Origin of the sequence: Achromobacter sp. NFACC18-2 (assembly GCF_900108985.1) — a bacterium.
In the GTDB taxonomy this organism is placed as follows: domain Bacteria; phylum Pseudomonadota; class Gammaproteobacteria; order Burkholderiales; family Burkholderiaceae_B; genus Achromobacter.
In genome coordinates, this window is the sequence record NZ_FNYM01000024.1 from 15,927 (window position 1) to 42,200 (window position 26,274).

Here is a 26,274-nt window from a genome sequence, read left to right on the forward strand (position 1 = left end):
CGCTGATTTCGCTTGGCGGGAATGCTCACGCCGGGCATTTCTTGCCGGCGGACCTTTCGCTACCATCGACGCCATCGGTGTCCACCCCGCCTCGGGAATCGCCATGACGCATCACACCATCGCCGTGGGGCATGTCGCCCAGATCCTGCAAGGCGCACGCCGCCGCGGCGTGGACGTCGACCGGGTGCTGTTGCGCGCCGACGTGCCGCCCGCGCTGCTGCAGGCGCCGATGGCGCGCGTGTCGCAGGCGCAGTTCGCGCAGATCCTGCGGATGCTGCGGCGCGCCACGCGCGACGACTTCCTGGGCATGGGCCGCCAGCCGGTTCCGTTGGGCGCCTTCGCCCATGCCTGCCGGCTCGCGCTGCAGGAGGCCACGGTGGGGCAGGCGCTGCGCGTCGCGTTCCGCTATTACCACGGCGTCCTGCGCGACTTCACCGCGCGTCTGTGCGTGGACCGCGATGCCGCGCGCGTCGTGCTGGATGCGCGCGGCGAACGCCGCTGCACGCAGTGGTACGCCGAGCGCACCTTTCTGTTCTTCACGCTGGGCGTGGCGAACTGGCTGGCCGGGCGCCGCATTCCGATATTGGGCGTGGACTACAACGGCGGCACACGCAGCGCCGACGCGCACAGGGTGTTCCATGCCCCGGTCCACTATGGGCAGCAGGTGACGGGCCTGCGGCTGGAGTCGCGCTGGCTGGCGCTGCCGGTGGTGCAGGACGCGCAGGCGCTCAAGGCCTTCCTGGCGAATGCGCCATTCGATCTGCTGGTGAAGTACCAGGATCGCGCAACGCTCACCGACCGCATCCGGCGCCTGCTGCGCAACGACCTGTCGGCCGACCTGCCGTCGCTGGCGCAGGTCAGCGCGCAGTTGTCGATGACGCCGCAGACGCTGCGGCGCCACCTGCGCGAAGAAGGCCAGGGATTCCAGGTGCTCAAGGACGACCTGCGGCGCGATGCGGCGGTCGAATACCTGGGACGGCACGATCTATCGCTGATGGACATCGCCGAGCGACTGGGGTTTTCCGAGCCCAGCACCTTCCACCGCGCGTTCAAGAAATGGACGGGCGTGTCGCCCGGCGAATACCGCCGCAACCGGCTCGTGTGCGGTCCGGCCTGCCGGCCGCCCATGGACTGACACTTTCCGCCAATCGGATTGACGCCTGCGGCCATTGCCGCGCCGCCCGGCCGGCGGGAACCTACGGACTGGACACCGGCCGGCCGCCAGACGCCGCGCCGCACGAGACACCGAGCCGGCACGCCGGCGCGCCGCAGGAGGAACACGGGCTTATGTATCTGACTCAGGGCCTGCACCGGGCAAGCCGGCTGTATCCCCGCACGATCGCCTTGCGTGAAGGCGCTCGCGCCTGGACCTATCCCGAACTGCTGGCCTGGGCGGCCCGCAAGGCCGCCGTGCTGCGGGACTACGGCGTGCGTCGCGGCGACCGGGTTGCGCTGCTGGGCGCGAACAGCGCCTCGTACGTGTCGGCCATGCTCGCGTGCTGGTGGCTGGGGGCGGTCATCCAGCCCCTGAACACGCGCTGGAACGACGCCGAGCTGGCGCAGGGCCTGGCGGACGGCGGCGCGCGCCTGGCCCTGGCGGACCCTGCGATGTCGCCGCGCCTTGCCGGCAGCCTGTCGGCTTGCGCGGCGCAGGCGCTGCCGCTGCCCGAACTGGATGCGCTGGCCGAGGCCGCGCCCGCCCTGGAAGACTGCCGCGCGGGCGGCGACGCGCTGGCCGCCATTCTGTACACCGGCGGCACGACCGGCATGCCCAAAGGGGCGATGCTGACGCACGCCAATCTGTGGAGCGCCGCCGTCGCCCGGCTGGCCACCGTCCCCACGCCGCAGGACAGCCGCGTGCTGCTGGTGGCGCCGCTTTTCCACGTGGCCGGACTGGGCCGGCTGATGGGGCAGTTCCTGGCGGGCGCGTCGGTCGTGATGCAGCGGGGATTCGATCACGGGGCGGTGCTGCAATCCCTGCAGGACGATGGCGTCTCCGAAGTGCTGCTGGTGCCCAGCATGATCCAGATGCTGCTGGATGCGCCGGATTTCGCGACCTACCGGCTGGGCGGCGTGCAGCGCGTCATCTGGGGCGCGTCCCCCATCGCGCCCGCGCTGCTGGCCCGGGCGCTGGACGCCTTTCCCAATGCGGAATTCGTGCATGCCTACGGCATGACCGAGACCTCGGCGCTGGTGGCCCTCAATGCCGACGTGCGGCAGGGCGGGCCGCGCGCCTTGTCGGCGGGCCGTCCCGCGGTCGGGGTCGAGGTGCGCATCCTGGCGGCCGACGGCCAGGACGTCCCGCCCGGCGCGGTGGGCGAGCTGGCGGTGCGCGGTCCCATGGTCGTCGCCGGCTATTGGAACCGGCCCGACGAGACGGCGCGGATGTTTGCCGACGGATGGCTATTGACGGGCGATGCGGCGCGCCAGGACGACGACGGTTATCTGTACGTGGTGGACCGCCTGAAGGACATGATCGTCACCGGCGGCGAAAACGTCTACGCGGCCGAAGTGGAAGCCGCCCTGGCGCGGCATGCGGGCGTGGCGCGCTGCGCGGTGATCGGGGTGGCGCACGAACGGTGGGGCGAAGCCGTGCACGCGGTGATCGTGGCGCGGCCGGGCGCAGCGCCCGATGCCGCCACGTTGAACGCGCATTGCCGCAAGGTCCTAGCGCCCTACAAGTGCCCCAAGAGCTATGAATTCCGCGACGACCTGCCCATGTCGGCGGCGGGCAAGGTGTTGAAGTCCGTGCTGCGGCAGGGCCATGGATTCCCCAGCGCGGCGTCCGCCGCGTCGACTCTTCAGGAGAAGCAGGCATGAATCGAAAAGTGTGGGTGGCCGGCGTCGGCATGATCCCGTTCAGCAAGCCCGGCGCGAGCGAACCCTATTTCGTCATGGGCATGCGCGCGGTGCGCGACGCCATGCAGGACGCCGGACTGCCCTACGAGTCCGTGGAGCAGGCGTACGCGGGCTATGTCTATGGCGATTCGACCTCCGGCCAGGCGGTGGTCTACGGCGTGGGCCTGACGGGCATCCCCGTATTCAACGTCAACAACAATTGCGCCAGCGGTTCGTCGGCCCTGTTCCTGGCGCGGCAGGCGGTCGAAAGCGGCGCCGCGGAATGCGCGCTGGCGGTGGGCTTTGAACAGATGGTGCCTGGCGCGCTGAAGGGCGTGTATGAAGACCGCCCGTCGCCGCTGCAGGCCTTCGCGGCGTCCATGACCGAGCTCCAGGGTTACGACGCCGACAAGCCGCGCGCGGCGCAGTTCTTCGGCGGCGCCGGCCGCGACTACATGAAAGCGCACGGCATCCGTGCGGACACGTTCGCGCGCATTTCGGTCAAAGCGCGCCAGCACGCGGCGCGCAACCCGTATGCCGTGTTCCGCCAGACCGTGACGCTGGACGAAGTGCTGGCCGCGCCCATGATCTTCGACCCGCTGACCCGGCTGCAGTGCTGCCCGCCCACCTGCGGCGCGGCGGCGGCCATTCTGTGCTCGGACGATTTCGCCCGTCGCCACGGACTGCGCCCCGCGGTGGGCATCGCCGCGCAGGCGATGACGACCGACCTGCCATCGACCTTTGACGCCGGCGACATGCGCAAGCTGGTCGGCTACGACATGACGCGCGCCGCGGCGGACCGCGTCTACGAGGCCGCGGGCGTGGATCCGGCCGACGTGGATGTCGTCGAGCTGCACGACTGCTTCACGGCCAACGAACTGATCACCTACGAAGGCCTGCGCCTGACGCCCGAGGGCACGGCGGAAAAATTCATCGTGGAAGGCGACAACACCTACGGCGGGCGCGTCGTCACCAATCCGTCCGGCGGCCTGCTGTCCAAGGGTCATCCGCTGGGCGCGACGGGCCTGGCGCAGTGCGCCGAGCTGGTCTGGCAACTGCGCGGCCAGGCGGACCTGCGCCAGGTCGAGGGCGCGCGCCTGGCGCTGCAGCACAACCTGGGATTGGGCGGCGCGTGCGTCGTCACGCTGTATCAGGCCGCATAAGGAGAACAAGCATGGAGAACAAGCATGGAGAGACAAGGCATGGGTACGCTTGAAGGCAAGGTGGCGCTGGTGTCCGGATCGGGGCGCGGCATCGGCCAGGAAATCGCGCTGAAACTGGCGCGCGAGGGCGCCAGGGTGGTGGTCAACGACCTGGACGCGGGGCCCGCCGACGACACGGTGGCGCTGATCCGCAAGGCGGGCGGGCAGGCCGTGGCCTGCGCGGGCAGCGTCACCGAATCCGGCTTTGCCGACCGCTTCGTGGGGGCGGCCCTGGACGCCTACGGCGGGCTGGACATCATCGTGAACAACGCCGGGTATACCTGGGACAACGTGATCCAGAAGATGACCGACGAACAATGGGACGAGATCCTGGCGGTGCACCTGTCCGCGCCGTTCCGCATTCTGCGGGCCGCGTCTGGCTTCATCCGCGAAGCGGCCAAGGCCGAGGCCGCCGAGGGCCGCGAGGTCTTTCGCAAGGTCGTGAACATCTCGTCCACCTCGGGCGTGATGGGCAATGCGGGCCAGGCCAACTACGCGGCGGCCAAGGCCGGCGTGAACGGCCTGACGCGGGCGCTGGCCAAGGAATGGGGGCGCTACAAGGTCAACGTGAACAGCGTGGCCTTCGGGCTGATCAAGACCCGGCTCACCGAAGCCGCCGCCGACGGCGACGCCACGCTGGACATCCAGGGCCGGCAGATCAAGGTGGGCGTGAATCCGCAGGTGCTCAAAAACGCCGAAAGCCTGATTCCCATCGGCCGCGCGGGCACGCCGGCAGAGGCGGCGGGCGCGGTGTACCTGTTCTGCCTGCCCGAATCCAACTACGTCAGCGGCCAGGTGCTGGTCGTGGGCGGCGGACGTCCCTGACGCTGCGGGAGCCCCCAATGGATACCCCAATGGATACCCCGAAAAAAAGCTGGATGGACGCCGACCTGACGCTGTTCCAGGATTCGACCCGGCGCCTGTTCGAAAAGGAGTTCGCGCCCGACGAAGCCAGGTGGCGCAAGCAACAGCACGCGGATCGCGAGATCTGGCGCAAGGCGGGGCGCATGGGGCTGCTGTGCGTCAGCATGCCCGAGGCCTATGGCGGCGGCGGCGGCACCTTCGCGCACGAGGCCATCGTGGCGGCCGAGCAGGCGCGCGCGATGGTCCATGGCTTCAGCAACAACGTGCACAGCGCAATCCTGGCCCACTACATACTGAACTACGGCACCGAGGCCCAGAAGCAGCGCTGGCTGCCGAAGATGGCCACCGGCGAGCTCGTCGGGGCCATCGCCATGAGCGAGCCGGGCGCGGGGTCCGACCTGAAGAGCATCCGCGCCACGGCGACGCGCGATGGCGACGCCTATGTCGTCAATGGCGCCAAGACCTTCATCACCAATGGCCTGCACGCCGATCTGATTTGTGTGGTGGTCAAGACCGATCCCGCGGCCGGGTCGCGCGGAATATCGCTGATCATGCTGGAAACCCGGGACCTGCCGGGCTTTCGCCGCGGCCGGCTGCTCGAGAAGCTGGGCCAGAAAAGCCTGGACACGGCCGAGCTGTTCTTCGACGCGGTGCGGGCGCCGGCCTGCAACCTGCTGGGCGAAGAGGAGGGCCGCGGCTTTGCGCAACTGATGCAGCAACTGCCGCGCGAACGCCTGCTGATCGCGGTGGGCGCGGTGGCCACCATGCGGCGGGCCATCGACGAGACCGTCGCCTACACCCGGACGCGCCAGGTGTTCGGGCAGCCGCTGATCGACCTGCAGAACACGCGTTTCAAACTGGCCGAATGCGAGACGGTCGCGACGATCGCGGCGCGCTTCGTCGACGACTGCATTGCGCGGCAACTGGACGGCACGCTGGACCTGCCGACCGCCGCGATGGCCAAGTGGTGGACCACGCAGATGAACTGCCAGGTCATCGACGAATGCCTGCAGCTGCATGGCGGCTACGGGTACATGCTGGAGTATCCGATCGCCCGCATGTACGCCGATGCCCGCGTGGGCAAGATCTATGGCGGCTCGAACGAAATCATGAAAGAAATCATCGCGCGCGGCCTGGTCGCCTGAGGCGGCGCCGACGACGCGGGAACCGGAGACCCAGGGCATGCAGCAAGCGCATCATCGGTATTGGCCCAAGGGATTGCCGCTGGCCATCAGCCAGCCGCAGTCCAGCCTGTATTTCAACCTGGAAGCGTCCGCCACGCGCTATCCCGCCAAGCCCGCCATCGTGTTCTACGACACGACGCTGGACTATGCGCGCCTAAAGCGCGAGGTCGACGCCATGGCCGGCTATCTGCAGCACGGGGCCGGCATCAAGGCGGGCGACCGGGTGCTGTTGTTCAGCCAGAATTGTCCGCAGTTCATCATTGCCTACTACGCCATCCTGCGCGCGGACGCCGTGGTGGTGCCGGTCAATGCGATGAGCACCCCGGACGAACTGGCGCACTATCTTCAAGACAGCGGCGCGCGGGTCGCGTTCGCGGCGCAGGAACTGGCCGGCCGCTTGGCGGACTTCACGCGGGACGGCCGGCTGGACCGCGTGATCGTGCATGCCTATTCGGACTATCTGGGGCCGGGCGACGGCGCGGTTGCGCCGCCGGCCGAGATCGCTGCGCCCCGGCGCATGCCGGACATCCGGGGCGGCGTGCCCTGGTATGGCGCCATGGCGGTCAATGCGCCGCCGCTGCCTCACCGGGCCAGGGCGCAGGACCTGTGCCTGCTGCCGTATACGTCCGGCACCACGGGCCGGCCCAAGGGCTGCCGGCACACGCATGGCACGCTGGCGGCCGCGGCCACGGGGTCGCAACTGTGGCGGGGCCTGACTTGCGAGGCCATCATCATGGGCGTTGCGCCGATGTTCCACCTGCTGGGCATGCAGAACTGCATGAACCTGCCGATCCTGCTGGGCGCCACGGTGGTGCTGCTGCCGCGCTGGGACCGCAAGGTGGCCGCGCAACTGATGGCGCGGCATCGCGTCAGCGTGTGGGCGGCTGCTCCGGCGATGATCGTGGATTTCTTCGCGCAGCCGGGGATCGAAGACTACGACCTGTCCGCCCTGGCGCTGCTGTGCGGCGGCGGGGCGCCCATGCCCGAGGCCGTGGCGGGCATGCTGGCCAACCGCTACGGCATCGTCTTCAACGAAGCCTACGGCCTGACCGAAAGCGCCTCGTTCCTGCACTGCAATCCCATGCACCGCAACAAGCGCCAGTGCATCGGCGTGCCGACCTTCGGCGTGGACACGCGGGTGGTGGACCCGGCCACGCTGAAAGAACTGCCGCCCGGCGAGACCGGAGAACTGGTGACGCGCGGCGCGCAGATCATGCAGGGGTACTGGAACAATCCGGCGGCGGACGACGAGGCGTTTTTCATGCTGGACGGCGCGCGCTATTTCCGTACCGGAGACCTGGGACGCGTGGACGACGAAGGCTATTTTTTCATCACCGATCGCCTCAAGCGCATGATCAACGCTTCCGGCTACAAGGTCTGGCCGGCCGAGGTCGAAAATGCGCTGTACGAGCATCCGGCCGTGCACGAGGCCTGTGTCATCGGCGTTCCGGATGCCTGCCGCGGCGAAACCGTGAAGGCGCTGCTGGTGCTGCGGCCCGAGGCGCGCGACACGGCGCGGGAAGACGAGGTGATCGCCTGGGCCCGCGAGCGCATGGCGGCCTACAAGGCGCCGCGCATCGTCGAGTTCGTGGATGCGCTGCCCAAATCCAACACGGGCAAGATCCTGTGGCGCGCGCTGCAGGAGGCGCAGCGCGCCACGGCCTGATCCCCGACAAGGAAGGGGCGCGCCGCCAGGCCGCCACCCCGGCGTTGGCGTCAGGCGGGCGGGGCGGCGCGCAGCACGATTTGCGTGATCTCGGACGGGCGGCCCAGCCGGATGGGAAAGCCGGGCCACAGGCCCGCCCCATTGCTCACGTAGAGCTGCATGCCGCCCACCTGGTACATGCCCGACACGTAGCCCTCGTTGGCCAACTGCGTGAGCAGGTGCGGACCCAGGATCTGTCCGCCGTGCGTATGGCCGGACAGCTGCAAGCCGGCGCCGGCCTGGGCATGGCGCTCGGCGCCGACCGGGCGATGGCTCAAAAGGATCACCGCCGACGCGGGCGGCACGCCCTTCATGGCCGCATCGATATCGGGCAGCGGCTGGCCCACGCGCGCCGCCATGCTGTCGGTGATGCCCGCCAGCACGAGCGGCTGGCCGTCGCGTTCGAGGGTCATGTGCGCATTGAGCAGCATGCGCAGGCCAAGCTTCTCGAAGGCCTGCAGCCAGCCGAGGTATTCGGCGTAGTACTCGTGATTGCCCGGGATCGCCACCACGCCATGCGTCGCGCGCAGGTCGGCCAGCGGCTGCACGTCGGCGGCGCGCGCCGCGGGCGTGCCATCGACCAGGTCGCCGGTGATGAGCGTCAGGTCCGGCTCGAGCGCATTGGCGCGGGCGACGACCGCGCGCATCCAGTCGGCCTGAAGCAGCCGGCTGGCGTGCAGGTCCGTCAGGTGCACGATGCGAAAGCCGTCATACGCGCGCGGCAGGTGGGGCAGGGCGACTTCGATCGTCTTGACCTCCGGCACGCGCACCGCCTGCCAGACGCCCAGCACGGACAGCGCCATCGCGGCGCACGCCAGCCCCGTGCGCAGGCGCGGGCAGGCGAGCAGGGCGCGTCCCCGGCTGCGCGAAAAGACGGACAGGGCCAGCCCCGCCGCGTCCCGGATGAACAGGAACAGGGCCAGCAGGATGACCGCGCCGAACGCCGCGCCCAGCGCCATCAGCACGGCTGCGGGCACTTCGGGCGAGGCCATGGTCCCGAAGAAGTTGCGGGTGATGAGATGGTGCTCGGCGGACAGCAGCACCAATACGGCCAGCAGCATCCTGCCCGCGGCGGGCCAGTGCAGGGGCCAGACGAAGCGCCAGATGACGTAGAGCGCGATAAGGCCGGTGATGACATGAAACACGTGCGAAATCCTGGTGATCTTGTTGTGAAGGCCGCCGGGCGCGGCAGGCGCCGTCGCCCGGTCGGCGTATCCCGCGAGGGAGCGCCGATTAAACACCGGATTGCCGGCGAATACTGCAACATGGCGCGCCGTGGCGGCATGGCCCCGCGCCTGCCGCGCGGCGTGGGGCGGCGTAGAATCACGGCCGCCAGAACTCAACCGCCCGCCATCCCATGCCGATACGCCCCGCCCGCCCTGAAGACGCCGCCCTGCTGCCCGCCATCGAGCGGTCGGCCGGCGCGCTGTTTCGGGGCGTTGCGGGCCTGGAATGGATCGCCGACGATGACGCGATGTCCGACGCCGCGCACCAGCGGCTGATCGCGCAGGGAACGTCCTGGGTGGCGCAAACGGACGCGGGGCAGTTGTGCGGATTTCTGGCCGCCGAAGCCTTCGGCGACGACCTGCACGTGTGGGAGCTGGCCGTCGACGCCGGCCATCAGCGCAAGGGCGTGGGCAGGCAGCTCGTGCGCGCGGCGCTGCAGCATGCCCTGCGCGCGGGCATGCACGCCGTCACCCTCACGACCTTCCGCGATGTCGCGTGGAATGCGGCCTGGTATGCGCGGCTGGGATTCCAGCCGGACCCGGCGTTGCCGGGCTCGCGATTGCACGAGGTGCTGCAGGCCGAGGCGCGCCACGGCCTGCCCGCGCAGCGGCGCGTGGCGATGCGCCTGCCGGTCGGCCGCGGCGCGTAGCGGGACGGCCCGCGCCGGATCAGGCGGCGCCCAGGCCGGTGAAGAATCGCCGGGCGTTGGATTCCAGGCCTTCGATGTAGTAGCCGCCTTCCTGCACGATCAGCGTCGGCAGGTCCAGGCCGCCGACTTCCCGGCCCAGGCGCTCGAAGCCGTCTTCGCTCACGCTGACCATGGCCTGCGGATCCTTTTCGAAGATGTCGAAGCCCAGCGACAGCACCAGGGCATCGGGCTGGAACAGTTCGATCGCCCGGCGGGCCTGCGCCAGCCGGTCGAAGAACACCGATTCGGGCGAGCCGTGCGGCATCGGCAGGTTGATGTTGTAGCCCAGGCCCTCGCCGGCGCCGCGCTCGTCCTCGAAGCCCGCCACCACCGGGTAGAAGTTTTCGGGATCGCCGTGGATGGACACGTAGAGCACGTCGCTGCGGTGATAGAAGATCTCCTGGATGCCCTGGCCATGGTGCATGTCGGTGTCCAGGATGGCCACGCGCGGAAAGCGGGCCGTCAGGCGCTGCGCGGCGATGGCCGCGTTGTTCAGGTAGCAGAAGCCGCCCGCGGCGTCGCGCCGGGCGTGGTGGCCGGGCGGCCGGCAGATGGCGTAGGCGTGGCGGTCGCCGGCCAGCAGCGTCTCGGCGCCCGCGATGGCGCATTGCGCCGACCAGTATGCCGAATGCCAGGTCTTCGGGCCGACCGGGCAACTGCCGTCGGCCAGATAGCGCCCCGCCTTGGCCAGCACGCCGCGCAGGGCGTTGGGTTCGCGCACGAAGACGTTGGACACCACTTCGCCGCCCCAGTCTCCGGGGAGCTTCATCCAGTCTTCGTGGGCGTCCTGCAGGAAGCGCAGGTAGTCCAGGCTGTGCACCGCCGCCAGCGCCCCGGCGCCGTGGTCGGCCGGGGCCTGCACGTCGAATCCCAGCTTGCGGGCCGCCTGCACCAGGCCGTCCAGGCGCGAGGGCACCTCCTGCGGCGTGCGCATCTTGCCGCGCGAGAAGTAGGTCTGCGGATGGTGCAGCTTTTGATCGTCGTGGAAAAACGCCTTCATGCCAGGGACCCCTGATGCCTAATGTGGACTGCTCGCCAGATGCGAGGCGGCCGTGGGAATAAATCAGTGAGAAAACCATGAATTCTTATCCAGCGGCCACCCCCTGCTTATGGGGGATTACCCCAGGCCGTGCGCGCGGCCGGCCTTAAAGATCGCCGCCGCCAGCGCGGGGGACTTGCCTGTATCATGCGCACGAAGACTTCCGCCCTCCCGCGCGCCGGTTTCCCGCGCGCGGCCGCATCATCAGTGACCCGGATAGCCGCCATGCCCGACCCGCTTCGTCTGCAGGCATTGATACAGGACTGCGCCCGCGGCCAGGAATCCGCGCTGGCCGAACTCTATCAACAGACGTCCCCGCATCTATTTGCGCTTGCCGTACGTATATTGCGGCGAAGCGACTGGGCGGAGGAAGTCCTCCAGGACAGCTTCATCAATATCTGGCGCAACGCCGCCCGCTATTCTTCGGAGCAGAGCCAAGTCATGACCTGGATGACGCGCATCGTGCGCAATCGCTGCATCGACCTGCTGCGCAGGCCGGACCTGGAGCGTCCCGACGCCGACGGCGAGCTGACGCAGGCCTGGGCCGACGACGCGCCCGGCCCCTTCGAGCGCCTGCAACGCGACCAGGACGGCCAGCGCCTGGCCGACTGCCTGAAACAACTGGAAGGGCAGCAACGCACCGCCATCGCGCTGTCCTTCTTCGATGACCTCAGCCACAGCGAGATCGCCCGGCGCCTGCAGGCGCCGCTGGGCACGATCAAGAGCTGGGTGCGGCGCGGCATGGACCGGCTCAAGAGGTGCCTGTCATGAACTACAGCGATCCCGAACTGCGCGCGCGGCTTGCCGCCGACTACGTGGCCGGCGCCATGCGGGGCGGCGCGCGCCGTCGCTTCGAGGGCCTGATGGCCGCCGACGCCAACCTGCGCCGCCAGGTGCGCGACTGGGAAAACGACATCTATCCGCTGCTGTGGTCGCTGCCTACCCGCGTGCCGCCACGCCGCGTCTGGCGCGCCATCGAAGCGCGCCTGAAGCCGGGCGGCGCCCGCGGCTGGCAGGGCCTGGCTTTCTGGCGCGTGCTCAGCGGCGCGCTGGCGGCGGTGCTGGTGGCCGGGGTGGTGGTCTACCCGATGCAGGTCGACCGCGCCGCGCGCACGCAATTGATGGCGGTGCTGCAAAGCCCGGAGGCGCAGGCCATGCTGGTGGTGCGGGCCGACGAGCGCGGCGGCCTGCACGTCCACGCCTTGCAGGACCTGGCCTCGCGCGCCGGCGGCAAGGCGCTGGAACTGTGGGTGATCCCGCCCGGGCAGGCGCCGCAATCGGTCGGCGTGGTGGCGCCCGATGGCCAGACGGCGCTGCGGCGCAGCCAGGGCCTGGAAGGCATCCAGAAGCTGGCCATCACGCTTGAACCGCCCGGCGGATCGCCGTCGGGCAAACCGACCGGGCCGGTCATCATGAGCGGCGACGTGCTCAAGATCTGAGCCGCATCCAAAGCGGGCCGGAACGCGTATAGAGGGGTATCCCATTGCGGAGCCCCTCATGTCTTCCTGGATTACCGCAGGCCCGCGCGGCCTGCTTGCCATCGTGGTCCTGGCCGCGCTGGCCGTTGGCCTGCTGGCCGCCTGTTCGCCCCTGACGGTGCTCAATGGCGCCGTGCCCGACGACGCCCACCGGGTCTCGGCGGGACTGGCCTACGGTCCGCTGGCGCGCCAGCGGCTGGACGTGTATCGGCCGCCCGGCGCGGCGCATGCGCCCGTGGTGGTGTTCTTCTACGGCGGCAGCTGGCGCAGCGGGGAACGGGCCGACTACCGTTTCGTCGGCGACGCGCTGGCGGCGCGCGGCATGGTCGCGGTCATTGTCGATTACCGGCTCTATCCCGAAGCCGGCTACCCGGACTTCCTGCGCGACGCCGCCCTGGCGGTCGCCTGGACCCAGCGCCATATCGCCGACCATGGCGGCGATCCGCGGCGCGTCTTCGTCGCCGGCCACAGCGCCGGCGGCTACATCGCCGCCATGCTGGCGCTGGACGGGCGCTGGCTGGGCGGCGCCGGCTCCAGCCCCGCGGCGCTGGCGGGCTGGATCGGCCTGGCCGGGCCCTATGACTTCCTGCCCATCGTCTCGCGCACGCTGCGGCCGGTGTTCGGCTACCCGGACACGCCGCCCGACTCGCAACCCATCCACCACGTCAGCGCGGCTGCGCCGCCCGGCCTGCTCTTGACCGGCGCGGCCGATACCACGGTCGACCCGCGCCGCAACAGCGCCAGCCTGGCGGCCGCCCTGCAAACCGCCGGCGCGTGCGCCAGGTTGGTGACCTACCCCGACCTCGGCCACAAGCTGCTGGTGGGCACGCTGTCGCGCCCGCTGCGCTGGCGCGCGCCGGTGCTTGACGACCTGGACGCGTTCGTGGCCCATCCCTGCCCGAACGCGGTGCGCCAGAAATAAGGGTTTTCACTGATGCATCCGACGCATCCGTTGCGGCCGCCCGCCCGTATATCCCGACACGTTTCACACAGGACATCATGATGCGCTCCGTTTTCGCAGGCTGGACCGCTTCGATCAGGCGATGGGTCGATACGCAGGCGCAGGACGCGCCGGGCGGCGATCCCGATCGCATCGACTGGACCCGCGCCTTGCCCTTTGCGTTGTTGCACATCGGCTGCCTGGGGGCGCTGTGGACCGGCGTGTCGCCCGCGGCGCTGGCGCTGGCGGCGGCGCTGTACGCCGTGCGCATGTTCGCCCTCACCGGGTTCTATCACCGCTATTTCTCGCATCGCACCTTCCGCACCTCGCGCGGCATGCAACTCGTGTTCGCCGTGCTGGGCGCATCGTGCGCGCAGCGCGGGCCGCTGTGGTGGGCGGCCCACCATCGCCACCATCATCGCCATGCCGACGGCGAACAGGACCTGCATTCGCCGCGCCGCCATGGATTCTGGTGGAGCCACATGGGCTGGTTCCTGACGCGCCGCGCCTTCGCCACCGACCTGGCGCGCGTGCCGGACCTGCGCGGCTACGCCGAACTGCGCTGGCTCGACCGCTACGACGCGGCGGTGCCGCTCGCCCTGGCCCTGGGCTGCTATGGCCTGGGCGCGCTGCTGGAGCGCGTGGCGCCCGGCCTGGGCACCGACGGGCCGCAGATGCTGGTCTGGGGCTTTTTCGTTTCGACCGTCGCGCTCTTTCATGCCACCGTCACCATCAACTCGCTCGCGCACCGCTACGGCAAGCGCCGCTACGACACCGACGACGACAGCCGCAACAACGCCTGGCTGGCGCTGCTGACCTTCGGCGAGGGCTGGCACAACAACCATCACTTTTATCCGGGCTCGGCGCGGCAGGGGTTCCGCGCCCGCGAGATCGACATTACCTGGTACGGCCTGCGCCTTCTGGCGGCCGCCGGCCTGATCTGGGACCTCAAACCCGTGCCGGCCTGGGCTCTGGCCGCCGCCAAGGAGTGAACATGCGCATCGCGATCATCGGTTCGGGCATCGCGGGACTGGTCTGCGCCTGGAAGCTGGGCCGCGACCACGAGGTCACGCTGTACGAGGCCAATGACTACCTGGGCGGGCATACGCACACGCACGCGGTGGAGCTGGACGGCCGGCCGTATCAGGTCGACAGCGGTTTCATCGTCCACAACCCGCTCAACTACCCGAACTTCACGGCCCTGCTGGATGAACTGGGCGTGGCGTCGCAGCCCACCACCATGAGTTTTTCGGTCCACAAGGAGGCCGATGGCCTGGCCTACAACGCGACCTCGCTGGACACGCTGTTCTGCCAGCGGCGCAACCTGGTGTCGCCCCGCTTCCTGGGCATGGTGCGCGACCTGCTGCGCTTTTACCGCCAGGCCCCCGCGCTGCTGGACTCGCCCGATCCGGGCCCGACGCTGGGCGATTATCTGGCGCAACACCGGTATGGCGACGCCTTCCGCACCGATCACCTGATCCCGATGGCCTCGGCGCTGTGGTCGTCGCCGGCGGCCCGCATCCTGGAATTCCCGGCGCGCTACCTGGTGCAGTTCATGGCCAACCACCAGATGCTGCGGATCAGCGGCCGGCCTCAGTGGCGCGTGGTGCGGGGCGGATCGCGCCGCTACATCGATGCGATGCGCCAGCGCTGGACGGTGCGCGAGCGGCTCGCTTGTCCCGTGCGCAGCGTCAGGCGGCACGCCGCCGGCGTCCAGGTGGTCACGCGCGACGGTCAGGAACCCCATGACGAAGTGATCTTCGCCTGCCACAGCGACCAGGCGCTGGCGCTGCTGGCGGACCCGACGCGAGAAGAGCGCGAGGTGCTGGGCGCCATCGCCTACCAGGACAACGACGTGGTGCTGCATACCGACGCGCGCCTGCTGCCGCGCCAACGCAAGGCCTGGGCCGCCTGGAATGCCTATGTGCCGGCCGACCCGGCCGCGCCATGCTCGGTCAGCTATTGCATGAACCTGCTGCAGGGCATCGAGTCGCTGCGGCCGTTCGTCGTGACGCTGAACCGCAGCGACGCCATCGACCCGGCGCACGTGCTGGCGCGCATGCATTATCACCATCCCGTCTACACCCATGCGTCGGTGGCCGCACAGGCGCGCCGCGCGGACATCTCGGGCCGGGGGCGCACCTGGTACGCCGGCGCCTACTGGGGCTGGGGGTTTCACGAGGATGGCGTGGCCAGCGCGCTGGACGTCGTGCGCGCCATCCAGTCTCGGCCGCAGGCGTGGGCCCGGGAGGCGGCATGACGCTGCAAAGCGCCGTCTACGAGGGCAGGGTGACGCACCGGCGCCACCACCCGCATGCGCATGGCTTCGGCTACCGCATGGCCCAGCTCTACCTGGACCTGGACGAGATCGACCAGGTGTTCCAGGGGCGCTGGCTGTGGTCGGTCGAACGGCCCAACCTGGCGCAATGGCGCCGCGCCGACTACCTGGACGCGGACGGCGGGCTGCCGCTGGCGCAGGCCGTGCGCGAACGCCTGCGGGCAAGCCTGGGGGACGTGCCGGCCGGGCCGATCCGGTTGCTGGCGCATCCGCGCTACGCGGGCTATGTCTTCAACCCGGTCAGCTTTTACTACTGCTTTGAGGCCGACGGCCGCACGCTGGCCGCGATCGTGGCGGAAATCACCAACACCCCCTGGAAGCAGCGCCATTGCGTGGTGCTGCCGGCCACCGCCGCCGAGCGCGAGGGCGCGGCGCTGGCCTGGCGCTTCGACAAGCGCTTCCACGTGTCGCCCTTCATGCCCATGGACTGCGCCTACGACTGGCGCTTCACCGCACCGGCGGACGACCTGCGCGTGCACATGCGCGTCAGCCGCCAGGGCGTGGCGCAGTTCGACGCCCGCCTGGATCTGCAACGCCGGGCGCTCGACGGCGCGGCGCTGGCCCGGCTGCTATGGCGCTATCCGCTGATGACGCTGCAGGTCATCGGCGCCATCCACTGGCAGGCGCTGCGCTTGTGGCTCAAGCGCAACCCCGTCTACGACCATCCCCGCACGCCCAACGGAGAACCGAAATGAAGCCCATGACGCCCTCTGAACACGCTTCGATCGCGGCCAGCCGCCGCGCCGGCCCGCTCGACCGCCTGTTGCGCCAGCGCCTGTTCGCCAGCCTGGCGGCGCTGGACCATGGCCAGCTGCTGATCGAGGACAGCCTGGGCAGCGTCACGCTGGGCCGGGGCGATCCCTGCGTGCGGCTGACCGTGAGCGACCTGGGGTTCTACCGGCTGGTGGCGTCGCAAGGCAGCGTCGGCGCGGGCGAAGCCTATGGCGACGGCCTGTGGCGCTGCGATGACCTGGTCGGCCTGGTGCGCCTGCTGGTGCGCAACCGCGACACGCTGGACGCCATGGAATCCGGCCTGGCGCGGCTGGCCGGCTGGGCGCTGCGGCGCTGGCATGCGGGCAATGCCAACACCCGCGCGGGCAGCCGGCGCAACATCGCCGCGCACTACGACCTGGGCAATACCTTCTTCGGGTTGTTCCTGTCGGACGACCTGATGTATTCCTCGGCAATGTGGGCCGACGGCGACGACACGCTGGAAGCGGCCTCCCATCGCAAGCTGGAGACGATCTGCCGCAAGCTGGAACTGCAGCCCACGGACCGCGTCGTGGAGATCGGCAGCGGGTGGGGCGGCTTCGCGATCCACGCGGCGCGCCACTACGGCTGCCATGTCACGACCGCCACGCTATCGCGCGAGCAACACGACCTGGCGGTCGAGCGCGTGCGCGCCGCCGGCTTGCAGGACCGCGTCGAAGTCGTGCTGCGGGACTACCGCGACCTGCAGGGGCAATACGACAAACTGGTGTCGGTGGAGATGATCGAGGCGGTCGGCGCGAACTTCCTGGAGACCTATTTCCGCCAGGTCGCCAACTTGCTCGACCCGCGCGGCCGCGCGCTGATCCAGGCCATCACCATCGAAGACCACCGCTACCAGCAGGCGCTGGCGTCGGTCGATTTCATCAAGCGCCACATCTTTCCGGGCAGCTTCATCCCGTCGATCGACGCCATGCTGCGCGCCAAGACGCGCGCCTGCGACCTGGCCCTGGTGCACCTGGAAGACTTCGGCCTGTCGTATGCGCGCACCCTGCAGATCTGGCGCGAGCGCTTCCTGGCGCGGCTGCCGCAGGTGCGGGCGCAAGGCTTTGACGCGCGCTTTTGCCGGCTGTGGGAGTTCTATCTGGCGTACTGCGAAGGCGGCTTTCGCGAGCGCTCGATCGGCGTTGCGCACCTGCTGCTGACGCATCCGCAGGCGCGTGTCACGGGCGCGCGCTGGGTGAGGGAGGACGCATGATGCGGTTCTGGGCCAACCTGATCGGCTACCAGCTCGTGTGGTTCAGCGCCGTGATCGGCGCGGGCCACGGCCTGGCCTGGCCGGGCGTGGCCGCCGCCCTGGTCTTCATCGTGGCCCAGCTGGCGGCGTCGGCCACGGCGCGCGCCGATCTGCGCCTGGCCGGGGCCGCCGTGATCTGCGGCATGGCGCTGGACGGCACGCTGTCCGCGCTGGGTTGGGCGCGCTATGCCGCCGACGGCTGGCTTGCGCCGGCCTGGATCCTGGCGTTGTGGGCGGCGTTCGCGCTGACCCTGAACCATTCGCTCGCCTATCTGCGCCCGCGGCCCTGGCTGGCCTGCGCGGTCGGCGCAATTGGCGGACCGCTGGCCTATTGGGGCGCCGCGCGTGGCTGGCAGGCGGTGCAATTCGAACCGCCGGCGTGGCGCGCCACCGCCGCGCTGGCGGCGGGCTGGGCGCTGGCATTGCCGGCGCTGACCGCGGGCGCGCGGCGCTGGAACCGGGAGGCATCATGACGATCTGGCAGCAATGGTTATGCATCGCGGCCGGCATGATCGTCGCGATGGCGCTGGCCTGGGGCTGGCAGCGCCGCCGCGCCAATGCCGGCATCGTCGACGTGGTGTGGGCGCTGGGCATGGGCGCGGCCGCCTGCCTGATCGCCGCCACCGGCACGGGCAGCGTCGCGGCCCGGCTGGCGCTGGCGCTGATGGCGGGCGTCTGGTCGTTGCGGCTGGCCTGGCATCTGTGGCGCCGCGTGCGCCAGGGCGAAGACGGACGGTATCGCGCGCTGCGCGAGCATTGGCAGGGCCACCAGGGCAAGTTCTTCGGCCTGTTCATGTTCCAGGCCGGTTTGGTGATGTTGTTCTGCCTGCCGTTCCTGGCGGTCGGCGCCAGTCCGGCGCAAGGCTGGCCGGTGGTCCTGGGCCTGCTGATCTGGCTGGCGGCGCTGTCCGGCGAGGTGATCGCCGACCGCCAGCTCGACCGCTTCCGCGACGACCCCGCCCACCGCGGCCGCACCTGCCGCGAGGGCCTGTGGCGCTATTCGCGGCATCCCAACTATTTCTTCGAATGGTGCCACTGGTTCGGCTATGTCGCCCTGGCCTGGGGGTCGCCGCTGCATTGGATGGCCTGGCTGGGACCGGTGCTGATGTACGTGTTCCTGCGCTGGATCAGCGGCATTCCGTTCACCGAGCAGCAGGCGCTGCGCACGCGCGGCGACGACTACCGCGACTATCAGCACCGCACGTCGGCCTTCTTTCCCTGGTTTCCCAAACACTGACGAGGCACGCCATGACGACCGCCACCTTGCACGACACTCCCCTGGCCGCCGATCGCCCCGCGCCCGGCCTGCTCGGGCTGGCCGAACGCGGCTTGCTGCCCGACGCGCTGCTGCGGCTGGGCATGCGGCGCCTGTGCGCCCAGCGACTGGCGCAGGAATATGCCGGCGGCATCGACGCCTGGACCGAGCGCGACCGCCAGCTCATCGCCGGGCTGCGCGCCAGCGCCGTGGCCATTCATACCGACGCCGCCAACGCTCAGCACTACGAATTGCCGACCGCCTTCTTCCAGCTGTGCCTGGGCGCGCGGATGAAGTATTCAAGCTGCTACTACCCGACCGGCGGCGAAACGCTGGACCAGGCCGAGCTCGCCATGCTGCGCCTGTACGGCGAGCGCGCCGGGCTGGCCGACGGCCAGGACATCCTGGAGCTGGGTTGCGGCTGGGGCTCGTTGACCTTGTGGATGGCCGAGCAGTTTCCCAACGCGCGCATCACGGCGGTGTCCAATTCCGCCACCCAGCGCCAGCACATCGAGGCGCGCTGCCGCGAGCGGGGCTGGTCGCACGTGCGGGTCGTCACGTGCGACGTCAATGTGCTGACGCTGCCCGGCGCCGCCTTCGACCGCTGCGTCTCCGTGGAAATGTTCGAACACATGCGCAACTACCAGGACCTGCTGGCGCGCATCGCCCAGTGGCTGCGGCCCGGCGGCAAGCTGTTCGTGCACATCTTCGCGCACCGCGAACGCGCCTATCCGTTCGAGACCGAGGGGGCCGACAACTGGATGGGACGGCATTTCTTCACCGGCGGCATCATGCCGTCGGCGCATACCTTGCTGCACTTCCAGCGCGACCTGCAGCTGGAAGATCGCTGGTTCCTCGACGGCACGCACTATGCGCGCACCGCCAACCACTGGCTCGCCAACCAGGATGCGCGGCGCGGCCAGGCGATGGCGGTGCTGGGGCAGGCCTACGGCGCGCCGCTGGCCGAACTGTGGAACCAGCGCTGGCGCATGTTCTGGATGGCGTGCGCCGAGCTCTTCGGCTATGACGCCGGCCAGCAATGGGGCGTGGCGCATTACCGCTACACGCGGCCCTGAGGAGAACCATCATGCTGCGAACCCTGTACATCGCCGCGGCCGCCCTGCTGGCCGGCTGCGCGTCGCCGCCGCCCATGCCGCCGGTGGCCCAGGTGGATCTGGACCGCTTCATGGGCGACTGGTTTGTGATCGCGCACATTCCCAGTTGGCCCGAGCGCAACGCCTACGACGCGGTCGAAAGCTACCGGCGGCTGCCGGACGGCCGGGTGCAGACCGACTTCCGCTACCGCGACGGCAGCTTCGACGCCCCGGTCGACACCATGCACCCGGTCGCCACCGTGCGGCCGGACACCGGCAACGCGGTCTGGGGCATGCAGTTCATCTGGCCCATCAAGGCCGAGTACGTCATCGCCTACCTGGACGAGGACTACCAGACCACCATCATCGGCCGTTCCAAGCGCGATTACGTCTGGGTCATGGCGCGCGTGCCCTGCCTGGACGACGCGGTCTACGCCGACCTGCTGCGCAGGGTGGCGGCGCTGGGCTACACGGAAACCCCGCGCAAGGTGCCGCAGCGCTGCGACCGGTAAACGCCAGCCAGACCGCGATTTCCACTACTGCGGCACGATCTGCGCCGCCTTGACGATGTCGCGCCACTTTTCTCCCTCGGACACGTTAAAGCGCGCGAATGTCGCGGGGTCCGATCCCACCGGCTTGGCGCCCAGGCCGGCGTATTGCGTCACGACGTTGGGTTGCTTGAGCGCGCGGGCCGCGTGTTCAGAGAGCTTGGCCACGATGGCCGGCGGCGTGCCCTTGGGCGCCCACAGGCCATACCAGGTGCTGATGTCAAAGCCGGGGAAACCGGATTCGGCCATGGTGGGCACGTCGGGCAGTTCGTCCACGCGGCGGGCGGTGGTGACGGCCACCGCGCGCAGCTTGCCGGACTTGATGAACGGCATCGCCGAAGGCATGGAGTCGAACATCAGCTGGATCTGTCCGCCCACCAGGTCCGTCAGCGCGGGGGCGCTGCCCTTGTAGGGGACGTGCTGCATCCGCAGCCCGGAACGCACCTTGAACGACTCGCCCGCGAGCTGCTGCGCGGACGCCGATCCGGCCGATCCGAAGTTCAAGGGCTGGGCCTTGCCCTGCGCCACGAGGTCCTGCACGGTGCGGACCGGGGATGCCTGCGGCACCACCAGCACCAGCGGCACATCGGCCAGTTGCGTGATGGGCACGAAGTCCTTGAACGCGTCGTAGCGCATGGACGCATAGATGTACGGGTTGATGACGTGCAGCGAGGCGTTGGCCAGGAAGGTGTAGCCATCCGGCGCGGCGCGCGCCACGAGATCCGCGCCGATCATGCCGCTGGCGCCGGGCTTGTTGTCGACGATGATGTTCTGGCCGATGGTCTTGGACATTTCCGCCGCCACCAGCCGCGCCACGATGTCGGTCGGACCGCCTGGCGGATAGGGCACGACCATGGTGATGGGTTTGCTCGGGAAGGCGTCGGCGGCCGGCGCGGCCAGGGGCAGGCAGGCGCAGCCCAGGGTGAGCGCCGTGGCGGCGAGATGGCGCAGGCGGGGCGCTACGCGGGAGCGGCGGGGCCGGGCGGCGCGCCGGAAGTCGTTGGCATGCATGGGGTTGTCTCCGTCGTTATCGTGATCGCCACCTTGCCGACGACTTGTCGGCTTTCCAGGGCGGCGAGTGCTGCGGCAAGACCGGTGATCGGATAGATCGCCGTTACGGCCGGCCGGATCCGCTGGCTGCGGGCCCAGTCGAACAGGGTGGCCATGGTCCGCTGCACGGCGGGCGCGTGGACGATGCGTTCGTCAGCGGGCGTCCAGCCGATGTAGCGGCCAAAGAAAAACCCATGCAGGGCTATGTTTTTTACGAGCAGCAGGTTCAGCGGCACCTCGGGGATGCGGCCGCTGGCGAAACCCACCGACACCATGCGCGCATTGGCCGCCGCGGCGCGCACGCTGCGTTCGAAGGCGTCGCCGCCCACCGCGTCCAGCACCACGTCGGCGCCGCGCCCGGCGCTTGCCGCCTTGACGGCCTGCGCCATGTCCTCGTCGGCCGCGAAGGCGTGCGACGCGCCGGCGTCCAGCGCGGCCTGGCGCTTGGCCGGTGTGCTGGCGCAGGCGATCACGGTTGCCCCCAGCGCCGAGGCGATCTCCACGGCCGCCAGGCCCACGCCGGAGCCGGCGCCCAGCACCAGCACCGTCTCGCCCGGCTGCATGGCGGCACGCCAAAGCAGCGCCGCCCAGGCGGTGCCGTACGAAATGGGGATGGGCAGGGCAGTCAGGAGCGGCAGGTCGTCGGGCACCGGATAGACGGTGTATTCAGGCACCGTCAGGCGCTCGGCATAGCAGCCCCAGCGCGATAGCGCCACCACCCTGTCCCCGGGCTTGATGCGCGTGACGTTCGCGCCGCATGCGATGACGCGGCCGGCGGCTTCCGTGCCGGGCGCAAAGGGCAGGGGCGGGCGGCTCTGGTAGCGTCCTTCTATCAACAGCTTGGTCGCGTGGCTGACGCTGGCGTAGTCGACGGCGAGGGTGACGTCATCGGGCCCCGGCGCGGGGGCATCGGCGATCTCGTCGACAAGCACGTCCTCGACCGGACCGTGGCGGTGGCAGACCAGGGCGCGCATCACAGGGACTCCTTGCCGGCGTCGGCCTGGCGCAGCACGCCGGCCTGCAGCATGGCCTGGATCTCCGCTGGCGCCACGCCCCATTCGGTCAGCACCTCCACGGTGTGCTGGCCGATCGCAGGCGCGGCCTGCAGCGGCCTGCGCGCGGGGGCGCCGGGCGCGCGCGCATAGGGCAGGGGCGTGCCGCCCGGCTGTGCCAGCGGCTCCAGCAGCCCCAGGTGCGCCGCCTGCGGATGCGCGGCCAGGGCATCGTAGTCCCGCACCCGCGCATGCAGCACGTCCTCGCGCGCGAGGCGTTCCTCCCAATGCGCGGCCGGTTGCCGCGCCAGTTGCTCCGCCATCTCCCGATGCAGCCGCTCGCGCTGCGCCATGCGCGCGGCGTTGCTGGACAGCGCCGGATCGGCCAGCCATTCGGGACGTTCCAGCGCGCGGCACAGGCGCGCGAACTGGTCATTGTTCAACGCCAGGACCGACAGGCGCGCGTCGGCGGTCTGGAACACGCCGTTGGGCGCGCTGACCGCGACCGCCTCGCGCTCGCCCGCGATGCCGTAGGCGAGGATGTCATTGACCTGCAGGGCGGCGCAGGCCTGGAACAGATTGAGCTGCACGTGCTGGCCGCGGCCGCTGCGCGCCCGCTGGTAGAGCGCGGCGCTGGCGGCCTGCGCCGCATACAGCGCGGTCGCGATGTCCGCCATCAGCAGGCCGATGCGGCGCGGCTCTCCGGCGGGCGTCTGGTTGGCGTACATCAGGCCGCTGTCGGCCTGCATCACGGAGTCCGAGGCCGGGGCATGGGCGTAGGGGCCGTCGGGTCCATACCCGCTGATGGACACATAGACCAGGCCCGGGCGGCGCTCGGCCAGGCCGTCGTAACCCACGCCCATGCGCTCGGCAACGCCGGGCCGGAAGTTCTGGATCACGATGTCGGCGCGCCCGGCCATGTCCGCAAGCAGCGTTTTTCCCCGCGCCTGGCGCGCATCCACGCACACGCCGCGCTTGCCCACGTTGTAGGCGATGGACAGGGCGCTCTGGTCGTCGCGCACCACGCCGACGTGGCGGCCCCAGTCGCCGTCCGGCGGTTCCACCTTGACCACGTCCGCGCCCTGCTGCCACAGGATCTGCGCGCAGTACGGCCCGGCGATGCCTTGGCTGAGGTCCAGCACGCGCAGTCCCGAATAGGGGGCGCAAGAGGGGGCGCAAGAGAGGTCGGTGGGCGAGGTCGGCATGGGTCGGCTAACAGTCCAAGGGCAATGAGGACGATGCTAGACTCGGCCGACGCATTGGACAATCCACCGGTTTGTGCCGGGAATGGTGAATCATGATTGACAATATGCCGGACCTGAATCTCGTCAGGCTGTTCGTTGCGATGGTGGAGTCGCGCAATCTCAGCGCGGCCGCGCAGCGTTGCGGCATGACGCGGTCCAACATGTCGCATCGCCTGAAACGCCTGGAGTTGGACCTGGGCGCGCAACTGTTCCGGCGCACCACGCGGCACGTCGAACTGACGCAGGCCGGCCAGTTGCTGTACCAGCATGGCATCCGGCTGCTGGATGAAATGCGCGCGGTGCAGGCCGCCATCGACAGCCTGGATGGAACCGTGCGCGGCGACGTCCGCATCCGTCTGCCCACAGGGCTGGGCCATCTTTACCTGGCGCCCGTGCTGCTCGATTTTGCGCGCGCCTATCCCGACATCGCGCTGCGCGTGCACATCAACGATGGCATCGGCGACCTGATTTCCGCCGAGGTCGACATCGCGCTGAAGATCACGTCATCGCCGCCCGAGGACCACGTCGCGCGGCGGCTGTGCGGCATCCAGTGGTGCCTGTGCGCGTCGCCGGACTTCCTGGATCGCAATGGCCCGGTAGAGCGGATGGAGCAACTGGGACGCTGCGATCTGATCGCGCCGCAATCGCTGGGCCGACGTTTCGACCTGCGGCTCAAGCAGACCCATGGCGACCCGCTGATCCTGCGCGTCGCGCCGCGGCTGCAGTCGGGGGATTATCCGTTTCTGCGCGATGCGGTGCTGGCCGGCCTGGGGGTGGCCCTGCTGCCCCGCTATGCGGTATGGAGCCAGCTTCGCGACGGGACGCTGCAGGAAGTGCTGCCTGCGTTCGAACCCGAGGGCGTGGGCGACGCCATCTACCTGCTCACCGCGCCCAATCGGTTTCCTTCGATGGCCACGCGCGTGCTGGCCGACTTCCTCCGCGCGCACATCGAGCGCCATGCGCAGGATTGGGGCAGGACCGTCACGGCCGCGGGGTAAGGCGCGGCGCTACGCCGCTGGCACGCCGATGTGTCCGATGGCGGCCTGCAGATCGTCCGCGTGCACCATCAGCGCTCGCACCTGGCGCAGCAGCGGATACTGCTCGCGTACCGCGCCCCATCGCGGCGACGCCAGCAACTGATGCCAGACGGATTCCAGCCGTTGCGGATCCGGCGCCTCGCCGTCGAGCAGCAGGCTGGCGTAGTCCAGGCTGGGCTGGGCGGACAGCAGTTGCATGCGGCTGGCGGCGCCAAGAAGCCGGGGCGCGGACTCCGCGGGCGCGTCGGAGAAATAGAGCACGGTCCGCATCAGGCTGGGTTCGTCCGTCGCCAGCGCGGCGAGCGAGGCGCCGCGCAGGTGCACGGGTCCCTGGTGGCTATCGAATGGGTAGACCGTCTGCGCGTCGGCGTGCGCCAGCAGGCGCAAGCCGCGCTGCAGGCGAGGCAGGTCCGTGGACGCGGCGTCCGTCGACGCCTTGGCCTCCACCAGCAGGCAAACGTCCCAGGCAGGCGTCGCGTCCTCGCCGGGCGACTGGCGGAGCAACACGACGTCCCATTCGGTCTTGGCGCGCTCGGCATTGCCGGGCATCGAGGCCGGGACGCGCATCGAGGTGGCCACACGGAAGCCATCGCCGGTCGTGGCGGCAAGGCGATCGGCCAGCGCCGCGATCGTTCGTTCGGCCAGCGTTTCGACCGCGATGCCGCGGCGGCGCGAAGCCAAGCCCTGCGCGGCGGCCTCGGCGGTGCCGGGGCGGGGACCTTGCCGCGCCCAAAGCATCTGGTAGCGCTGCACGAGCGGATCGGACGCCAGCCCGTCAAGCCGGCGCAGGCGCGTCAGCGCGGGGTCGTCGAGCAGCCGCTGAAGACCGCAGGTAAGTGGCGAACCATTGGGGCCCGCGTCATCGCGCGGCGCCAGCGTGGCGAGGAGACGGGCGGCCTCGTGCGCCAGGGCGGACCAGTCGCCGGCCGCGGCGGCCGCATGCAGTTGCGCCAGCGCGTCGCGCAGCGGCCCGTCGGGCATGCCGCGCCGCTTGCCGGGATGGGCCAGCGCATCGACCGCGGTGCGTACGCCGCGGTGGTCCGGCGAGGCATGCGCGCACAGCGACGCATATTCCCGGACCTGCGGCGAGCGGTGCCGCAGCACCATGGCCTGAAAGGCGGGATCGGCGCGCAACGCCCCGTGGATCAGGCGCGATAGCGCATCGATGAACCCGCGGCGCGTGTCCTCGGCGGGCGCGCTGCCCGCGCCCAGCGCGGCGCGGGCATGTTCGATGGCGACGGCAAGGGCGGTCGCCGGATCGGAAGCTTCAGGCCCGCTCGCCGCCTCGGGCGTTTCCTGCAAGCGATAGCGGCGCGCGACGCCGCGCAAGGTCTGGTCGAGCAGGGAAAGCGCAAAGGGCAGGGGCATGAAGGTTCCGAGGCATGGCTGGACTCGCTGCCCCCGGAACGCGCTACCAGGGAACGACCGACACGGCGACCGAAACGACGACGACCAGGACAATCAACGCGAGGATGTGATTCGTACGCATATTTTCTCCTTGAATGGGCACTCGTCGACAGTACTTTGACAACGAATGCGCCGTCTG

The 26,274-nt window shown here is 70.0% G+C and carries 25 protein-coding genes; 19 read left to right on the plus strand and 6 right to left on the minus strand.

Annotated features, from left to right (window positions below):
• Nucleotides 1-103 precede the first annotated feature (103 nt).
• The 6 genes from BMW75_RS26980 (at nucleotide 104) to BMW75_RS27005 (ending at nucleotide 7,754) form a co-directional block, all read left to right on the plus strand.
• A complete protein-coding gene (locus tag BMW75_RS26980; RefSeq protein ID WP_076515495.1) occupies nucleotides 104-1,135 on the plus strand; it encodes an AraC family transcriptional regulator in 1,032 nt (343 codons plus the stop codon).
• 152 nt (nucleotides 1,136-1,287) lie between these two features.
• On the plus strand, nucleotides 1,288-2,820 hold the full coding sequence (locus BMW75_RS26985) for an acyl-CoA synthetase (protein ID WP_092582601.1): 1,533 nt from the start codon (nucleotides 1,288-1,290) through the stop codon (nucleotides 2,818-2,820).
• A complete protein-coding gene (locus tag BMW75_RS26990; protein WP_092582602.1) occupies nucleotides 2,817-4,001 on the plus strand; it encodes a lipid-transfer protein in 1,185 nt (394 codons plus the stop codon). Before BMW75_RS26985 ends, BMW75_RS26990 begins: the two co-directional genes overlap by 4 nt.
• Before the next feature lie 39 nt (nucleotides 4,002-4,040).
• Nucleotides 4,041-4,865 (plus strand): SDR family NAD(P)-dependent oxidoreductase, encoded by an 825-nt coding sequence (locus BMW75_RS26995; RefSeq protein ID WP_092582603.1) that lies wholly within the window; start codon nucleotides 4,041-4,043, stop codon nucleotides 4,863-4,865.
• 29 nt (nucleotides 4,866-4,894) lie between these two features.
• Nucleotides 4,895-6,049 carry an acyl-CoA dehydrogenase family protein gene (locus BMW75_RS27000; protein WP_092582604.1) on the plus strand — a complete coding sequence of 385 codons (1,155 nt, stop codon included), beginning with the start codon at nucleotides 4,895-4,897 and terminating at the stop codon, nucleotides 6,047-6,049.
• A gap of 37 nt (nucleotides 6,050-6,086) precedes the next feature.
• Nucleotides 6,087-7,754: a long-chain-fatty-acid--CoA ligase gene (locus BMW75_RS27005; protein ID WP_092582605.1), complete on the plus strand. Its 1,668-nt coding sequence runs from the start codon at nucleotides 6,087-6,089 to the stop codon at nucleotides 7,752-7,754.
• A 50-nt stretch (nucleotides 7,755-7,804) separates the two neighbouring features.
• Here the strand turns inward: BMW75_RS27005 and BMW75_RS27010 are convergent, their stop codons facing one another.
• The gene (locus BMW75_RS27010) at nucleotides 7,805-8,938 is read right to left on the minus strand and encodes a metallophosphoesterase (protein ID WP_092582653.1); all 1,134 of its coding nucleotides are present in this window, start codon (nucleotides 8,936-8,938) and stop codon (nucleotides 7,805-7,807) included.
• Nucleotides 8,939-9,150: 212 nt separating this feature from the next.
• Here BMW75_RS27010 and BMW75_RS27015 point away from each other — a divergent pair, with 212 nt between their 5' ends.
• Nucleotides 9,151-9,669 (plus strand): GNAT family N-acetyltransferase, encoded by a 519-nt coding sequence (locus tag BMW75_RS27015; protein ID WP_092582606.1) that lies wholly within the window; start codon nucleotides 9,151-9,153, stop codon nucleotides 9,667-9,669.
• Nucleotides 9,670-9,688: 19 nt separating this feature from the next.
• Here BMW75_RS27015 and BMW75_RS27020 read toward each other — a convergent pair whose 3' ends face one another.
• Nucleotides 9,689-10,708 (minus strand): histone deacetylase family protein, encoded by a 1,020-nt coding sequence (locus BMW75_RS27020; protein WP_092582607.1) that lies wholly within the window; start codon nucleotides 10,706-10,708, stop codon nucleotides 9,689-9,691.
• 264 nt (nucleotides 10,709-10,972) lie between these two features.
• Between BMW75_RS27020 and BMW75_RS27025 the strand changes: the two genes are divergently transcribed.
• The 11 genes from BMW75_RS27025 (at nucleotide 10,973) to BMW75_RS27075 (ending at nucleotide 20,369) form a co-directional block, all read left to right on the plus strand.
• The gene (locus BMW75_RS27025) at nucleotides 10,973-11,518 is read left to right on the plus strand and encodes an RNA polymerase sigma factor (RefSeq protein ID WP_076515479.1); all 546 of its coding nucleotides are present in this window, start codon (nucleotides 10,973-10,975) and stop codon (nucleotides 11,516-11,518) included.
• Complete coding sequence (locus BMW75_RS27030; protein WP_076515477.1) at nucleotides 11,515-12,186, plus strand: anti-sigma factor; 672 nt, start codon at nucleotides 11,515-11,517, stop codon at nucleotides 12,184-12,186. Before BMW75_RS27025 ends, BMW75_RS27030 begins: the two co-directional genes overlap by 4 nt.
• A 58-nt stretch (nucleotides 12,187-12,244) precedes the next feature.
• Entirely contained in the window at nucleotides 12,245-13,147 is a 903-nt protein-coding gene (locus BMW75_RS27035) for an alpha/beta hydrolase (protein ID WP_092582608.1), read from the plus strand.
• 77 nt (nucleotides 13,148-13,224) lie between these two features.
• Nucleotides 13,225-14,157, plus strand: a complete 933-nt coding sequence (locus BMW75_RS27040) for an acyl-CoA desaturase (protein ID WP_092582609.1) — start codon at nucleotides 13,225-13,227, stop codon at nucleotides 14,155-14,157.
• Between the two features lie 2 nt (nucleotides 14,158-14,159).
• Nucleotides 14,160-15,425, plus strand: a complete 1,266-nt coding sequence (locus tag BMW75_RS27045; protein ID WP_092582610.1) for an NAD(P)/FAD-dependent oxidoreductase — start codon at nucleotides 14,160-14,162, stop codon at nucleotides 15,423-15,425.
• On the plus strand, nucleotides 15,422-16,198 hold the full coding sequence (locus BMW75_RS27050; RefSeq protein WP_092582611.1) for a DUF1365 domain-containing protein: 777 nt from the start codon (nucleotides 15,422-15,424) through the stop codon (nucleotides 16,196-16,198). Before BMW75_RS27045 ends, BMW75_RS27050 begins: the two co-directional genes overlap by 4 nt.
• A complete protein-coding gene (locus BMW75_RS27055) occupies nucleotides 16,195-17,469 on the plus strand; it encodes an SAM-dependent methyltransferase (RefSeq protein WP_092582612.1) in 1,275 nt (424 codons plus the stop codon). The genes BMW75_RS27050 and BMW75_RS27055 overlap by 4 nt, the downstream gene beginning before the upstream one ends.
• Nucleotides 17,466-17,981 carry a DUF2878 domain-containing protein gene (locus BMW75_RS27060; RefSeq protein WP_254792137.1) on the plus strand — a complete coding sequence of 172 codons (516 nt, stop codon included), beginning with the start codon at nucleotides 17,466-17,468 and terminating at the stop codon, nucleotides 17,979-17,981. Before BMW75_RS27055 ends, BMW75_RS27060 begins: the two co-directional genes overlap by 4 nt.
• Complete coding sequence (locus BMW75_RS27065) at nucleotides 17,978-18,745, plus strand: DUF1295 domain-containing protein (protein ID WP_092582613.1); 768 nt, start codon at nucleotides 17,978-17,980, stop codon at nucleotides 18,743-18,745. Before BMW75_RS27060 ends, BMW75_RS27065 begins: the two co-directional genes overlap by 4 nt.
• An 11-nt stretch (nucleotides 18,746-18,756) precedes the next feature.
• On the plus strand, nucleotides 18,757-19,839 hold the full coding sequence (locus BMW75_RS27070; RefSeq protein ID WP_092582614.1) for an SAM-dependent methyltransferase: 1,083 nt from the start codon (nucleotides 18,757-18,759) through the stop codon (nucleotides 19,837-19,839).
• Nucleotides 19,840-19,850: 11 nt separating this feature from the next.
• Nucleotides 19,851-20,369, plus strand: a complete 519-nt coding sequence (locus BMW75_RS27075) for a lipocalin family protein (RefSeq protein ID WP_092582615.1) — start codon at nucleotides 19,851-19,853, stop codon at nucleotides 20,367-20,369.
• 24 nt (nucleotides 20,370-20,393) lie between these two features.
• On the opposite strand, the gene BMW75_RS27080 is transcribed toward BMW75_RS27075, so the two are convergent.
• The 3 genes from BMW75_RS27080 to BMW75_RS27090 are packed head-to-tail and all read right to left on the minus strand — an operon-like array spanning nucleotide 20,394 to nucleotide 23,652.
• A complete protein-coding gene (locus BMW75_RS27080) occupies nucleotides 20,394-21,416 on the minus strand; it encodes a Bug family tripartite tricarboxylate transporter substrate binding protein (RefSeq protein ID WP_092582616.1) in 1,023 nt (340 codons plus the stop codon).
• Nucleotides 21,365-22,429, minus strand: coding sequence for an NADPH:quinone oxidoreductase family protein (locus tag BMW75_RS27085; RefSeq protein ID WP_092582617.1), 1,065 nt, complete (start codon nucleotides 22,427-22,429; stop codon nucleotides 21,365-21,367). Before BMW75_RS27085 ends, BMW75_RS27080 begins: the two co-directional genes overlap by 52 nt.
• Nucleotides 22,429-23,652 carry a CaiB/BaiF CoA transferase family protein gene (locus BMW75_RS27090; RefSeq protein ID WP_092582618.1) on the minus strand — a complete coding sequence of 408 codons (1,224 nt, stop codon included), beginning with the start codon at nucleotides 23,650-23,652 and terminating at the stop codon, nucleotides 22,429-22,431. Before BMW75_RS27090 ends, BMW75_RS27085 begins: the two co-directional genes overlap by 1 nt.
• Before the next feature lie 92 nt (nucleotides 23,653-23,744).
• On the opposite strand from BMW75_RS27090, the gene BMW75_RS27095 reads away from it, so the two are divergent.
• On the plus strand, nucleotides 23,745-24,689 hold the full coding sequence (locus BMW75_RS27095) for a LysR family transcriptional regulator (RefSeq protein ID WP_092582619.1): 945 nt from the start codon (nucleotides 23,745-23,747) through the stop codon (nucleotides 24,687-24,689).
• A 9-nt stretch (nucleotides 24,690-24,698) separates the two neighbouring features.
• Here the strand turns inward: BMW75_RS27095 and BMW75_RS27100 are convergent, their stop codons facing one another.
• Nucleotides 24,699-26,096 (minus strand): 3-deoxy-D-arabino-heptulosonate 7-phosphate synthase, encoded by a 1,398-nt coding sequence (locus BMW75_RS27100; RefSeq protein WP_092582620.1) that lies wholly within the window; start codon nucleotides 26,094-26,096, stop codon nucleotides 24,699-24,701.
• Nucleotides 26,097-26,274 lie beyond the last annotated feature (178 nt).

What these genes read in the sequence shown, in the direction of transcription:
- BMW75_RS26980 (WP_076515495.1), top strand. Translation starts at nt 104, where the DNA reads ATGACGCATCACACCATCGCCGTGGGGCATGTCGCCCAGATCCTGCAA.
- BMW75_RS26985 (WP_092582601.1), top strand. Translation starts at nt 1,288, where the DNA reads ATGTATCTGACTCAGGGCCTGCACCGGGCAAGCCGGCTGTATCCCCGC.
- BMW75_RS26990 (WP_092582602.1), top strand. Translation starts at nt 2,817, where the DNA reads ATGAATCGAAAAGTGTGGGTGGCCGGCGTCGGCATGATCCCGTTCAGC.
- BMW75_RS26995 (WP_092582603.1), top strand. Translation starts at nt 4,041, where the DNA reads ATGGGTACGCTTGAAGGCAAGGTGGCGCTGGTGTCCGGATCGGGGCGC.
- BMW75_RS27000 (WP_092582604.1), top strand. Translation starts at nt 4,895, where the DNA reads ATGGATACCCCGAAAAAAAGCTGGATGGACGCCGACCTGACGCTGTTC.
- BMW75_RS27005 (WP_092582605.1), top strand. Translation starts at nt 6,087, where the DNA reads ATGCAGCAAGCGCATCATCGGTATTGGCCCAAGGGATTGCCGCTGGCC.
- BMW75_RS27015 (WP_092582606.1), top strand. Translation starts at nt 9,151, where the DNA reads ATGCCGATACGCCCCGCCCGCCCTGAAGACGCCGCCCTGCTGCCCGCC.
- BMW75_RS27020 (WP_092582607.1), bottom strand. Translation starts at nt 10,708, where the DNA reads ATGAAGGCGTTTTTCCACGACGATCAAAAGCTGCACCATCCGCAGACC.
- BMW75_RS27025 (WP_076515479.1), top strand. Translation starts at nt 10,973, where the DNA reads ATGCCCGACCCGCTTCGTCTGCAGGCATTGATACAGGACTGCGCCCGC.
- BMW75_RS27030 (WP_076515477.1), top strand. Translation starts at nt 11,515, where the DNA reads ATGAACTACAGCGATCCCGAACTGCGCGCGCGGCTTGCCGCCGACTAC.
- BMW75_RS27035 (WP_092582608.1), top strand. Translation starts at nt 12,245, where the DNA reads ATGTCTTCCTGGATTACCGCAGGCCCGCGCGGCCTGCTTGCCATCGTG.
- BMW75_RS27040 (WP_092582609.1), top strand. Translation starts at nt 13,225, where the DNA reads ATGATGCGCTCCGTTTTCGCAGGCTGGACCGCTTCGATCAGGCGATGG.
- BMW75_RS27045 (WP_092582610.1), top strand. Translation starts at nt 14,160, where the DNA reads ATGCGCATCGCGATCATCGGTTCGGGCATCGCGGGACTGGTCTGCGCC.
- BMW75_RS27050 (WP_092582611.1), top strand. Translation starts at nt 15,422, where the DNA reads ATGACGCTGCAAAGCGCCGTCTACGAGGGCAGGGTGACGCACCGGCGC.
- BMW75_RS27055 (WP_092582612.1), top strand. Translation starts at nt 16,195, where the DNA reads ATGAAGCCCATGACGCCCTCTGAACACGCTTCGATCGCGGCCAGCCGC.
- BMW75_RS27060 (WP_254792137.1), top strand. Translation starts at nt 17,466, where the DNA reads ATGATGCGGTTCTGGGCCAACCTGATCGGCTACCAGCTCGTGTGGTTC.
- BMW75_RS27065 (WP_092582613.1), top strand. Translation starts at nt 17,978, where the DNA reads ATGACGATCTGGCAGCAATGGTTATGCATCGCGGCCGGCATGATCGTC.
- BMW75_RS27070 (WP_092582614.1), top strand. Translation starts at nt 18,757, where the DNA reads ATGACGACCGCCACCTTGCACGACACTCCCCTGGCCGCCGATCGCCCC.
- BMW75_RS27075 (WP_092582615.1), top strand. Translation starts at nt 19,851, where the DNA reads ATGCTGCGAACCCTGTACATCGCCGCGGCCGCCCTGCTGGCCGGCTGC.
- BMW75_RS27080 (WP_092582616.1), bottom strand. Translation starts at nt 21,416, where the DNA reads ATGCATGCCAACGACTTCCGGCGCGCCGCCCGGCCCCGCCGCTCCCGC.
- BMW75_RS27085 (WP_092582617.1), bottom strand. Translation starts at nt 22,429, where the DNA reads ATGCGCGCCCTGGTCTGCCACCGCCACGGTCCGGTCGAGGACGTGCTT.
- BMW75_RS27090 (WP_092582618.1), bottom strand. Translation starts at nt 23,652, where the DNA reads ATGCCGACCTCGCCCACCGACCTCTCTTGCGCCCCCTCTTGCGCCCCC.
- BMW75_RS27095 (WP_092582619.1), top strand. Translation starts at nt 23,745, where the DNA reads ATGATTGACAATATGCCGGACCTGAATCTCGTCAGGCTGTTCGTTGCG.
- BMW75_RS27100 (WP_092582620.1), bottom strand. Translation starts at nt 26,096, where the DNA reads ATGCCCCTGCCCTTTGCGCTTTCCCTGCTCGACCAGACCTTGCGCGGC.